Genomic DNA, 12566 nt, shown 5'->3' on the forward strand with positions numbered 1-12566 from the left:
AATGCCTGACCTTCCAGTGGTTCGGCGAGCTGTTTCAGGATCAGCGTATCCTGAACGGCATCAAGAACTCGCTGATCATCGGGGCCGGGACGGTTGTTCTGTCGGTGGCGATGGGTCTGGCGGGCGCTCTGATGCTGACGCAGATCTGGCCCAAGCTGCGGGCGACCTACTACACGGTCATTATCGCGCCGATCCTGATCCCGGGCGTGGTTCTGGGTATCTCGACGCTGGTGTTCTGGGACCGGATCAACCGGATGCTGGGACTGGGTGCGGACAGTTTTCTGTCCAACGGCATCTTCCTGACGGTGATCGGCCAATCCACCTTTATCGCCAGCTATTGCATGCTGGTGTTGGTGGCGCGGCTGCAGCGTTATGACGTAGCCCTAACCGAGGCCGCACTGGACCTCGGCGCGTCTCATGCGCAGGCGTTCCGGAAGATTCTGTTGCCCTTCATGCGTCCGGCGATTGCCTCGGCGGCGGTGCTGGCGTTCCTCGCTTCGTTCGAGAACTACAACACCACCACCTTCACCTTTGGTGAATACCCGACGCTGACCATCGAACTGGCGCAAAAGGTGCGCTACGGCATCACGCCGTCGATCTCGGCCTTGGCCTTCATCATCGTGGCGTTGACCGTGTTCTTTGCCCTGCTGAACGAGGCCAAGCTGAAACGGCAGGAGCTGGTTGCCGCCGCGCGCAAGAATGCCACGGTCGAGGAGTTGGCGGGCAAGATCAAACTGCCCAGCTTCTTCTCTGGCAATATGGCAGCGGTTCTTGTGGTTGTATTCGCAGTGGCCACCATCACCGTTATCGGCACCGCGACGGCTTACAACCCGGCGCAATGTATCGCCGACGTGCGTGAGCAAAAGCAATTGGAGGCCCAGCAGCGCATCGACGAACTGCGCAAGCAGCGCGAAGAACAGCGCAGACTGCGTGAAGAGGAACGCAAACAGCGCTTCGAAGGCGTGTTTGAGCCCGGTGATCTACAACCCGGATCAACCGAGGAGGAAGCAGAGCCAGACACCGGCACCAATAACTCTGGTTTTGGTAACGTGTTTGCACCGAATACCTTGGGTGGTGACAGCGATGAGGGCGAAGCGGAACCCGAAACGCCGCCTGCCGGCAATGGCGGCTTCGGTGGGGCTTTTGATCCCAACAGCCTGCAAAGCGATGACTAGGTGTCACGCCTGACAGAAACCCACGCGCCCGGAGAGTTATCCCTCTTCGGGCGCGTGTTTTTTCAGGATCAGCACGTCGCAGGCAGCAATCTCATGCCCGTTCCATGACACGGGAGCAGAGGTGTAGTTGATCAGGAAAACGTGCTGTTCGGTCTCGCGCTGCCGCAATCCTGCGGGCAGGGGATGTAGGGTCAGTCCGACCTTTTGCGCCGCCATTGAGATCACCCGATCCCAAAGGACCTCATCCGGGAAGCCGGACAGATACCAGACCCCGTTTTCACCCTTCAGGGCGGAAGTCCCGTCGGTGTAGGTCAGCAGGTCCGGGTCGCTACCGGACAGGCGATCGATCCAGTGCTGAGCCGCGCCGCCGCCAACGACCTCGCGGCGCACGTTCGGGGGCAGGGTTTCGACGAGGTCGACCTCGCAATCCAGTCCGGACAGGCCGGGGCGCGCTTTCGGAATCTGGAAGTCGCGTGTGATGGCACCGCTGCGGGGGCCATAAAGTGTCAAGTCACCCAAGTGCTGTTGTGCCTTTTCGTCCAAAGTGGCCAGCCCGGGGGCGAGGATCAGTTTGTACCCAGCCTTGGGCGTTTCGGGCGCCGAGAGGATATCCACCGATAACCCGGCCCGCCGCAAGGCCCGATAAGCCGAGAAGACCAGCCGGAAATAGTTGAACCCGGCCCCTTGCGGCTGTGTGGTCCACGCCCAGTCCGAGGCGTAGTCGAACAGGATGGCCGCGTCTGCCTGTGTCTGGGTGACTGCGCCCAGCTTTGCCAGATCATCGGCTGTCTGGCGGGCCTCGGCTAAGGCCGGGGCGGGGGCGTTGTTCGGGGTCAGTAGCCCTGCGTGCATTTGTTCCTGTCCGAACGGGGCCTGCCGCCAGCGGAAGTAACTGACCACCTCGGCCCCATGCGCCACCGCCTCAAGCGACCACAGGCGCACCATGCCGGGTAGGGGGGCGGGATTATAAGGCGCCCAGTTCACTGGACCGGGCTGTTGCTCCATCACCCACCAGCGGCCACGCCCAACAGCGCGGTAGAGGTCGTGGTGAAAGGCCTGCATGTCCGGGTCGCCCTGCTGCAGAAACGTGGTTTTGTGCGCCTCGTCAGCCTCAAGCCGGTCGGACAGGAACCCGATCGGGTAACTGTCCCATGTGGCGATATCCAGATCCTCACCGACCTTGAAATGGTCGAAATCCAGTATCCGCCCCATATAGTTGTGCAGCAGCGACGCATCGGTCAGCGGCCGCAACACATCCACTTGCGCTTTGTTGAACACCGCCACCTGATCCGAGCTGAAGCGGCGAAAGGCCAGAACGTGGGCGGGGTTTGGCTCTGTCACGGTCAGGCTGGGCAGGTCGATCTGATCAAAGCTGTCGTATTCCATTGCCCAGAACACATTGCCCCATGCCGCGTTCAGCACTTCAACCGAGCCATACTGATCCGCAAGCCACCGCCGAAACGCCTGCAAGGCCGGTTGGCTGTAACTGACGGTGGTCTCGTGGCAGCCATATTCGTTGTCGATCTGCCACGCGGCGATATGCGGGTTGCTTCCGTAACGGTCCCCCATGGTCCGCGCGATGCGGGTGCACTCCTCGATAAAGCCCTGATGGCTAAAGCAATAATGCCTGCGCGACCCGAATTTGCGCGGTTGCCCCTGAGCATCCACGGCCAGCATGTCAGGGTGTTTGTCCAACATCCAACGAGGAGGCGTCGCCGTGGGCGTACCCAGCACCACCTTGAGCCCCGCAGCCCCCAGCACATCAATCGCGCGATCCAGCCATTCGAACTGCAAATCGCCGGGGCTTGGCTCCATCCGGCTCCAGGCAAATTCGCCGATCCGCACCCATGTCAGGCCGGTTTCCACCATGCGGGCGGCGTCCTCGGCCCACATCTCTTCGGGCCAGTGTTCGGGATAGTAGCAAACGCCAAGTTCGGGCTTCATAGAAGGACTCTGTGTTCGGCCTGTCCCTTGCCCGCGCCGGAGGCGGCAAAGGTCATGCCATTGGTTGGGTGTTTGGCCAATGTCTCTGCATCCAGCCCTTCGCGGGCGGTGGTGCAGAACAGCGTGGTCAGATCATCGCCGCCAAAGGCGGGGCACGAGGTATGCGCCGCCTCAAACGTGACCGCCGTCAGGAACTGGCCCGCAGCGGTATAGGCCGCCACGCGGCTTGCGCCCCATTGGGCGATCCAGATATTGCCGTCAGCGTCAACCACCGCGCCGTCGGGATTCAGCCCATCGACGCGCAGATCGAGGAAGACCGTGCTTTCGCCCTCGGGCCAGCCGGTTTCCGGGTTCAACGACCAGCGCATGACTTGTTTTGTGACCGTATCCGCGTAATAGGCGCAGGACCCATCCGGGGCGAAACAGATCGCATTCGAGATCGTGACGTTTGGCACCAATTGCCGCAACTCGCCCTGCCAGTACCGATAAACCGCACCTGCGCCGGGTTCGGCATTTTTTCCCATCGTGCCAATCCAGAACCCGCCCCACGGGTCCGCGCGCCCGTCATTGGAACGGGTGATCGGGTTGTCCGCCTCAAGCGGGGAGATCAGTTCTTTCTGCCCGGACTTCAGGCTGAACCGCCATAGCCCGGTTTCAGAGGCGATCAACAGCGTGTCCCTGTCGACCCAGCCCGCGGCCGAGACATGTTCGTCGAACTGCCAACTTTGCTGTTCGCCGTTTTCCCGTGTCATCAGGCGTTTGCCGAGGATATCGAACCAGAAAAGCTGTTGCCGCTCGGGGTGCCAAAGCGGCCCCTCGCCCAGCTCGCAGGGGCGGTCGTCGTAGACGATGCTCATCCGGCGGCCTTATCATAGGCGGCCACGATCCGCGCGGCGAGGTCCGCGATCTCAGAGATGGCCATGCCGGGCTTGAACAGTGCCGATCCTATGCCGAACCCATCGGCGCTGGCCTTGATCCACTGGTCGAAATTCTCGGGCCCGGCGCCGCCGACGGCATAGATCAGCGTGCCCTTGGGCAGCACTGCGCGCAAGGCGGACAGCCCCGCCGGACCGGCCAGAGCTCCGGGAAAGAGTTTCAGGCCAGAGGCTCCGGCCTTGAGGGCCGCAAATGCCTCGGTCGGGGTGAAAATGCCGGGCCAACTTTCCAGACCCAGTTGATGGGTGTGCGAGATAACCTGCGCGTCGCAGTTCGGCGACACGATCAGCCTGCCGCCGACCTTGGCCACCGCGTCCACTTGATCCGTCGTCAGAACGGTGCCTGCTCCGATCAGGGCGCGGTCGCCGAATTCCGCGGCCATAATACTGATCGACTCCAGCGGATCGGGTGAGTTCAATGGCACTTCGATCTTGTCGATCCCGGCGTCGATCAGGGCCTGCCCGGTGGCAGCTGCATCAGATGGGCGCAGACCGCGCAGAATGGCGATAATGGGACGGCTCATGCGGTTTGCCTCGTCAGGTTTCGGGCCTGCAGCAGGCCAGCCAGTGTGCATTGCGTGCTGTTGGCGGTTTCGACAAACGCGCCCTGTTGTTGCAGGGCCTTGGCGTAGATGTCTGAGAGTCCCTCAGCCCCGATGATCGCCAGTTGCTGCCCCAGCCAATAGGGGCGGGTCGCGGCCAATTCTGCACCGATCAGAAAGCCTGAAAGCTGCGCGCGGGTAACGCCGCCATCCTGACCCTGCAACAGATCGGCGGCGCGCAGGCCAAACAGTCGCGCGGCCAGTTGTTCGGGTTTGGACAACGTGTCCGCTGCAGCTTCGGCAAAGGCGGCATCGTCCCACCCCTGACCGACCGAGTGTTTCAGCACCGATTGACCGGCCAGCAGATCGAACATCTCTCCGGTCATGAAGGTGCGAAAGCTGACGACCTCTCCGGCGCTGACCTGCACCCATTTGGTGTGGGTTCCGGGCAAACAAATCACACCGTCCCAGTTCTGATGCGAGGCCAGAAACCCGGCGATCTGGGTTTCTTCGCCGCGCATGACATCGGGTGGCGCAACTTGTTTCAAACCCGGCACGACGAAGGCGCGAATGCGGGGGTCAGTGCCGGGAACACGAATCGGGGCAACCGGCGTCGGCTCACAGGGAACGGCGGAATAGGGGGCTTCGACCCAGCCCTGCCGAGCGCCGACCATTCCACAGGCGATCACGTCCAGCGGGGCATCGTTTAGCCAGCCTTCGATCAGTTCAAACAGCGCGGGTTCGAAACCGCTTTTGTCCACCCGCGCCATGCCTTTGTCCGACTGCGCCTGGTCCAGCACCGCATCACCCTGCATCGCCCAGGCCCGCAGATGCGAGGTTCCCCAATCGACAGCAATCCATTCTGTATTCATGGCTTTACCCCGTTACGACAACGCCGCCATCGACGGCCATACATTGCCCGGTCATCGCGCGGCTGGCGTCTGAGGCCAGAAACAAGGTCGGCGCAATCATGTCTTCAGGCGTCAGGTGTTCTTTCAGGCATTGGCGATCCATATGCGCGGCCAGATCCTCGGGCGTGGCCCACATATCCAATTGTTTCTGCGTCAGAACCCAGCCCGGAGCCAGCGCATTGACCCGGATGTTCTGCGGCCCCAACTCGCGCGCCAAGGACCGCGTCATGCCCGTGATCCCGGCATTTGAGGTGGTGTAGATCGGATAGCCCGCATTGCCCATCATGTAGCTGATCGAGCTGAAGTTGATGATCGCGCCCCCGTTTGTCATTTGCCGAGCGGCCTCCTGGCAGGCGAAGTAATAGGCCTTGAGGTTCACCTCGATCATCCAATCCCAGAACTCGGTGGTGGTTTCTTCCAGCGAGTGGCGTTTGTCGTTGGCCGCGTTGTTGACCAGCACATTCAACGGCCCATGCGCCTCGGCGGCTTTTTGCATGGTGGCGTGCAACAACTCGGTATCGGTCATGTCGCCCTGCATGAACAGGGGCGCACGCCCGTGTTTGTCGCGCATTTCTTCGACGAAACCGCTGGCGTCAGAACGGCCAATGAACGCGACATTGGCACCTTGCGCCATGAAACCATCCGTCAAGGCAGCGCCTACACCGGACCCACCGCCGGTGATATAGACCGAGGCTCCGTTGAGATCGTGGAAAGTGGCTGGTTGATCCATCAGTGGCTCTCTCTGGTCACAAGACGGGTGTCCTTGCCGACAAGAAAATCAAGGTCGGCGCCCTGATCGGCTTGCAGCACGTGGTCGATATAGAGTTTCGCGTAACCGCGCGTGTAGTGCGGGTCGTCCGGTTGCCACGCGGCGCGGCGAGCGTCCAGTTCCTTTTCATTCACCAGCAGCTCCAGCTCACCCTTGCTGGCCGACACGCGAATACGGTCTCCGGTTTTGACCAGTGCCAGCGTGCCGCCTGCCTGCGCTTCGGGGCTGACATGGAGGATGACGGTGCCATAGGCGGTGCCGGACATACGCGCGTCCGAGATACGGATCATGTCGCGGACGCCTTCCTTCACCAGCTTGGCCGGGATCGGCATGTTGCCGACCTCGGGCATCCCCGGATAGCCCTTGGGGCCGCAGCCCTTGAGCACAAGAATGGTCTCGGGCGTGACCGGCAGGTCGTCGCGGTCGATATTGGCTTTCAGGTCTTCGATATTTTCGAAAACGTAAGCCTCTGCCTCGGTTTCCAACAATTCATCCGTTGCCGCCGAGGGTTTAACGATGGCGCCGTTCGGGGCCAGATTGCCTTTCAGAACCCGCAGGCCCGCAGCAGGTTTTACCGGATCGTTGAAGGGGCGGATGACGTCGGTGTTGAAACACTCGGCCCCTTCGTAATGGGCCGAGATGTCCTTGTTCAGAACGGTCTTGGCGGGGCGCAGGAAAGATTTGAGTTCATTCAGAACGACCGGCACGCCGCCTGCATAGCAGAAATCTTCCATCAGGTATTTGCCCGAAGGCATACAATTCACCAACAATGGAATTTCCGAGCCGATTTCAAAATCCTTGAGCGTCAGGTCCACGCCCACGCGACCCGCCAGCGCCAGAAGGTGAACCACCGCATTGGTTGACCCACCCACGGCGGCGTTGGTCAGGATGGCATTTTCGAACGCCTCTTTGGTCAGGATATCCGACGGTTTCAGGTCTTCGTCCACCATCTCGACAATCCGCTTGCCGGTCAGATGCGCCAGCGCCATGCGGCGGGCGTCAACAGCGGGCAGGGCGGCGTTTGTAGGCAGGCTCATGCCCATCGCCTCGACCAGCGAGGCCATTGTGCTGGCCGTGCCCATCGTCATGCAGACACCTGCGCTGCGGGACATGCCGGATTCGGCGTTCATGAAGTCCTGCAGGGTCATCTCCCCGGCGCGGACGGCCTCTGAGAATTTCCACACATCCGTGCCCGAACCGATATCCTGCCCGCGATATTTCCCATTCAGCATCGGGCCGGAGCTGACAACGATGGACGGCAGATCGACCGAGGCTGCGCCCATCAACTGACCCGGCGTGGTCTTGTCACACCCACCCAGCAGAACGACGCCATCGATGCCATAGGCGCGGATCGACTCTTCGACATCCATGGCCAGCAGGTTGCGGAACAGCATGGCGGTGGGCTTCATCTGGGTCTCGCCCAGTGACATGACCGGGAACTCGACCGGGAAGCCTCCGGCCTCCCACACCCCGCGTTTCACGCCCTCGGCCAGATCGCGCAGACCCGAATTGCAGGGGGTGAGTTCCGACCAAGTGTTGCAGATGCCAATAATGGGGCGTCCGTCAAAGGCGTGATCGGGAAAACCCTGGTTCTTCATCCACGAGCGGTGAATAAACCCGTCCTTGTCGAGCTTTCCATACCAATGCTGTGAACGGCGTTTCTTGGTCATTCGCGGAGCCCTTTCAAGCGGCTTTGGCGGGCTGGCACCAGTCAGGCAGCCAGTCTGAATGTGCGGTAAGAAGGTCTGTCACCAGATTACGGATCTGGCGCAGGTCCAACTCGGCGGCGGTGTGCGGGTCCATCATGGCGGCGTGATAGATGTATTCCGGGTTTTGGTCGACCAGCGCGCGGACGGTCAATTCCTGCACGTTGATCTGTGTCCGCATCAGGGCAATCAGCTGCGGTGGGATATCGGTGACGACTGAGGGTTGCACGCCATTGCTGTCCACCAGGCACGGCGTTTCCACCGCCGCACCCAAGGGCAGCTGCGGGATTTGACCAGTGTTCGGCAGGTTACCATAGGCCACATAGGGCGTGTCGGTGACGATGGCGTTCATCAGGTCGGCAGCAAACTCGTGGCTGCGGGTCACCTCGATATCGCGGCCGTCGGTCAGGGTTTTGGCCTGTTCCTTCCAACTGGCGACCTGTTCGATGCAACGAGTGGGGTATTCGTCCAGCGGGATCGAAAATTGCTCGATCAGGTCTTCGCGTCCGTCCTTGATGAACCACGGCACATATTCGGCCAGATGTTCCGAGCTTTCGGTGCAAAAATAGCCCAAGTGATCCATCACCTCATATCGCACTTTATTGGGGCAGCGCGGCATCAACAGCGGAGCTTTGGGGAATTGGCCGCTGGCATAGCCTTGCCGCAGCACGGGGTAGAGGTCGCGCCCCTGGTGTTCCAGTTTCAGGAAGAAGGCGACGTGATTGACACCGGCAACCTTGTAACGGATGTCGCCCTTGGGCAGGTCAAGGTCATGCGCCAATTCCTCGACCGTGTTCTGGACCGAGTGGCAAAGGCCAACATGTTTTAGTGCAGGGAACTGTTCGGCCAGGGCCCAGGTGTTGATCGCCATCGGGTTGACGTATTGCAGCAGCGTCGCATTCGGGCACAATTGCATCATGTCCCGCGCCACGTCCCACAGAACCGGAACCGTGCGCAGACCGCGCATGATGCCTCCGACACCCAACGTATCGGCGATGGTCTGGCGTAGGCCGTATTGTTTGGGGATTTCGAAATCGGTGATCGTACAAGGATCGTACCCGCCGACCTGAAAGGCGGTGATCACGAAATCGGCCCCGTCCAGCGCCGCGCGGCGGTCGGTATGGGTGGTGACGGTTGCTCCGGTTCCAACCGAACGGATCATGGCACGGGCCACAGCCTCGCTTTCGGCCAGACGCTCGGGGTCAATATCCATCAACGCGAAATGGCTGTCAGCCAGAGCGGGGGTCAGCAGCGCGTCGCCCACGATGTTCTGCATGAAGATCGTGGAGCCCGCTCCGATAAAGGTGATCTTTGTCATTGAGGCAAACCTCTGGTTTGACGTTATTTTACGGCACCGAGGGTCAGGCCCGCGATGAAGTGTTTCTGCATGAGGAAGAACATGGCCACCGGCGGCAGAGCAGCGACGATGGAGCCGGCGCTCATCAACTGATAGGCGGCGCGGAACTGAGCGTTGAAGCTGGTGATCCCTGCGGTGACAGGTTGGCTTTCAGCGCCTTGGGTCAGGACCACGGCCCAGAAATAGTCGTTCCAGATGAAGGTGAAGATCAACACGCTGAGCGCGGCGATGGCTGGCTTCATCAGCGGCAGGACCACGTACCAGAAAATGCGCCATTCGCTGATGCCTTCGACGCGGGCGGCCTCGATCAGTTCAAAGGGCAGCGCGCGGATGAAGTTACGCATGAACAGCGTGCAGAACCCGGTCTGGAAGGCGATGTGGAACAGGACCAGGCCGGTTTTGGTGTTGTAGAGGCCCAGTTGCAGGGTCAGATCGCGCACCGGAACCATCAGGATCTGGAAGGGCACGAAATTACCTGCCACGAACATGAAGAAGATCCAGAGGTTCGATTTGAATTTATAGATGCCGAGTGCAAAGCCGGTCATGCAGCTGAGCGCCACGGCGCCGATCACCGTGGGAATGGTGATCAGAAATGAATTCAGCAGATACCGCGGCATGTCAGAGTTGAAAAACACCTGCCCGTAGTTGAACGCGCCTTCAAAGCTGGACGGCATACCCCAGTAGTTTGCATTGGTGAAATCCGCCGCCGGTTTGACCGAAAACAGGGCGACCGCCAGGAGGGGTCCGAGCCACAGCAGCAAGGCAAGCGGCAACATGGCCTGATAGCTGATTTGCGCCGCGCGGGATTGTTTTTCGATGGGTTTGGGAAACATCTCAGTGCCCCTTTTCTTCGCGATACATCGACCACAGGAAATAGGCGATGAAGCAGAGCATGATCAGGAACAGGACCACCGCGATGGCGGCACCGTATCCCATGCGGAAGCCGTATTCGGACAGTGCGACCTCGAACATATAATAGGCCAGCACGCGGGATGAGCCGAACGGCCCGCCCTGGGTCATGATCGAGATCAGGTCAAAGCTGCGCAGCGCGCCGATGATGGTCACAACAAAGGCGATGAAGGTCGCGGGGCGCAGTTGCGGCAGGATGATGTGCCACAGCATCCGCAGGCCCTTGGCGCCGTCCAGGCGTCCAGCCTCAATCTGTTCGGGGTCCACGGCGTTCAGGCCGGTCAGGTACAGGATCATGCAATAGGCTGTCTGCGGCCAGAGACCGGCGAAGATGATGCCGTAGGTCACAAAGCGTTCGTCGCCCAAGACATTCAGCGGGCCCATGCCGAAGAGGCTGAGGAATTCGTTTAGCAGGCCAAAGGTCGGATCATAGAACCAGGTGAACACGAGGCCGACGACAACCTGAGAAATCACGAAGGGGAAGAAGAACAGCGACTTGTACAGGCGGATGCCCCAGACCGTTTGGTTCAGGAACAGAGCGATGAACAAGCCCGCAGGGATCGCGGCCAGATAAAGGATCAGCCAGATCAGGTTGTTTTTGAGCGAAGTGTAAAACGCATCCCGGTCCACCCATTCCCAATAGAGGTCTTCGTAGTTTCTGAACCCGACATATTCGGCAGCCCCTAGCCCGTCCCATTCGTACAGAGACAGATTGAAGGATTGGAATACCGGGATGATCACATAGACCATGAAGAACAGCAGGCCGGGGGCCAGAAATAGCCAGGGCGCGATGCGCTGTTGGTTTCTGTGGAACCAGCTTTCCTGTTCGGGGGCTTCAACGGCTGACATGCGGATACTCGAGGGTTTTGGTCAAAGGAGTAAGACGGGTTAGCACCCGCCTTACGCAGGATGAGGTGCAGGCCGGGCTTGGGCCCGGCCTGACCGGTTTAGTTGTCGTAGATACGCTGACGGGCGCGTTCCAGTTTGGACAGGATGCGGTCGGCGTTGTCCGGCTTGACCATGAACTCCTGGAAGCCTTCCATCGACACTTTGGCCATTTCCGCAGGCGCATCGCGGTCCCAGAATTGGGCGACGCCGCCGGGGCTGTTAGACGACAACATGGTGAAGCCCTGTTGTAGGAACTTGTCGTCATCCACTGCAGACTGTGCGTTCACAGGCAGCTGGCCGAGGTTTGCGCCATTGTTGATCTCGGTCTGTTCATCCGGTGAAACGGCAAAGCGCAGGAACTCTCGTGCGGCTTCTTTGTTCGAGGCGTTGGCCGGGATGTGGAATGTGTCGGTCGGGGCATCTTCGGCCAGTTCGACATCGGGGTTGATGGCGACGAACTGGTAGAAATCCAATTGATCGTCGGTCAGGCCAGCCTCGCGCAAGGGTGCAACAGCAAAGTTGCCCATCAGATAGGCCGCGGCTTCACCATTGACCATAAAGGGCAGGGCCTCCTGCCAGCTATAGGTCTGGTGGTTGTCGATGAACGCACCCATGTCGATCAGCTGTTTCCAGTTGGCAAAGGTCTGCTTGACCCGGTCATCCTCCCAGCTGATTTCACCATTGGCGAGTTGGTTGTGGAAATCAAACCCGTTGGTGCGCATGTTCAGGTAGTCGAACCAGCCACCGGCGGTCCACAGGAACTTGGTGCCGATGGTATAGCAGGCACGGTCCGAATCGACGATCTTCTGGCAGTTGGCCAGCTCTTCTTCCCAAGTGGTCGGCTCGGTCAGGCCCAGCTCATCAAAGATGTCTTTGCGGTAGTAAACACCCCACTGGTAGTAGGTATAGGGCACGCCCCACTGCTTGCCGTCGATGGTCATCGCGCCTTTGGTCGAGGCCAGGTTGTCGGCAATCTCAGGCTCGGCCCACAGGTCCGAGACGTCTTCGAACAGTCCGGCTTCGACATAGGGCTTCATCCGGTTGGCCGCATACCATGTGGCAACATCCGGCGTGTCGGCTGTCAGGAAGTTGCGGATCTGCGTCTTGTAGGCCTCGCGGTCGATCACGGTGGTTTCGATCTCCAGCCCCGGGTGCTTGGCCGCGAACCGCTCGATCATCGCTTCCATCGTCGCGCGCGGCGCCGGGTTCGATGTGTCGAGAAAGATTCTCAGCTCGCCGGTCAGCTCGGCCGCAACAGGTGCGGCAAGTGCCACACTGGCCGCCAGCGCCGCTGCTGTGCGCTTGAACATGGAATGCATGGTTTCCTCCCTTAGCTTCCATTTTTGCTTTTTAAGTTCCAAATAATGAAACCGTGTTTTACATATTGAAAACTACACATCGACTCGGTTAGTCTTGTCAAGACCCTCGTT

11 protein-coding genes are annotated in these 12566 nt (G+C 60.2%); 1 reads left to right on the top strand and 10 read right to left on the bottom strand.

Features of this window, described 5'->3' with window-relative positions:
- Positions 1–1175: ABC transporter permease (locus tag ACR0KW_RS14460; RefSeq protein WP_480805609.1), on the top strand; the 1175-nt coding region annotated here is incomplete at its 5' end.
- Between the two features lie 36 nt (positions 1176–1211).
- Here ACR0KW_RS14460 and ACR0KW_RS14465 read toward each other — a convergent pair.
- The 10 genes from ACR0KW_RS14465 to ACR0KW_RS14510 all read right to left on the bottom strand — a co-directional run bounded on the left by ACR0KW_RS14465 (position 1212) and on the right by ACR0KW_RS14510 (position 12455).
- A complete protein-coding gene (locus ACR0KW_RS14465) occupies positions 1212–3119 on the bottom strand; it encodes a beta-galactosidase (protein WP_480805610.1) in 1908 nt (635 codons plus the stop codon).
- On the bottom strand, positions 3116–3976 hold the full coding sequence (locus ACR0KW_RS14470) for an SMP-30/gluconolactonase/LRE family protein (RefSeq protein WP_480805611.1): 861 nt from the start codon (positions 3974–3976) through the stop codon (positions 3116–3118). Before ACR0KW_RS14470 ends, ACR0KW_RS14465 begins: the two co-directional genes overlap by 4 nt.
- Entirely contained in the window at positions 3973–4578 is a 606-nt protein-coding gene (locus ACR0KW_RS14475; protein WP_480805612.1) for a 2-dehydro-3-deoxy-6-phosphogalactonate aldolase, read from the bottom strand. The genes ACR0KW_RS14470 and ACR0KW_RS14475 overlap by 4 nt, the downstream gene beginning before the upstream one ends.
- Positions 4575–5468 (bottom strand): 2-dehydro-3-deoxygalactonokinase, encoded by an 894-nt coding sequence (locus ACR0KW_RS14480; protein ID WP_480805613.1) that lies wholly within the window; start codon positions 5466–5468, stop codon positions 4575–4577. Before ACR0KW_RS14480 ends, ACR0KW_RS14475 begins: the two co-directional genes overlap by 4 nt.
- Before the next feature lie 4 nt (positions 5469–5472).
- The gene (locus tag ACR0KW_RS14485; RefSeq protein ID WP_480805614.1) at positions 5473–6237 is read right to left on the bottom strand and encodes an SDR family NAD(P)-dependent oxidoreductase; all 765 of its coding nucleotides are present in this window, start codon (positions 6235–6237) and stop codon (positions 5473–5475) included.
- A complete protein-coding gene (locus tag ACR0KW_RS14490; RefSeq protein ID WP_480805615.1) occupies positions 6237–7946 on the bottom strand; it encodes an IlvD/Edd family dehydratase in 1710 nt (569 codons plus the stop codon). Before ACR0KW_RS14490 ends, ACR0KW_RS14485 begins: the two co-directional genes overlap by 1 nt.
- Positions 7947–7959: 13 nt before the next feature.
- The gene (melA, locus tag ACR0KW_RS14495) at positions 7960–9300 is read right to left on the bottom strand and encodes an alpha-galactosidase (protein ID WP_480805616.1); all 1341 of its coding nucleotides are present in this window, start codon (positions 9298–9300) and stop codon (positions 7960–7962) included.
- Between the two features lie 23 nt (positions 9301–9323).
- Positions 9324–10172 carry a carbohydrate ABC transporter permease gene (locus tag ACR0KW_RS14500; RefSeq protein ID WP_170326544.1) on the bottom strand — a complete coding sequence of 283 codons (849 nt, stop codon included), beginning with the start codon at positions 10170–10172 and terminating at the stop codon, positions 9324–9326.
- 1 nt (position 10173) lies between these two features.
- Positions 10174–11097, bottom strand: a complete 924-nt coding sequence (locus ACR0KW_RS14505; RefSeq protein ID WP_480805617.1) for a carbohydrate ABC transporter permease — start codon at positions 11095–11097, stop codon at positions 10174–10176.
- A gap of 98 nt (positions 11098–11195) precedes the next feature.
- Complete coding sequence (locus ACR0KW_RS14510) at positions 11196–12455, bottom strand: ABC transporter substrate-binding protein (RefSeq protein WP_480805618.1); 1260 nt, start codon at positions 12453–12455, stop codon at positions 11196–11198.
- Positions 12456–12566 lie beyond the last annotated feature (111 nt).

It is taken from the genome of Ruegeria sp. CG11, from assembly GCF_056537245.1.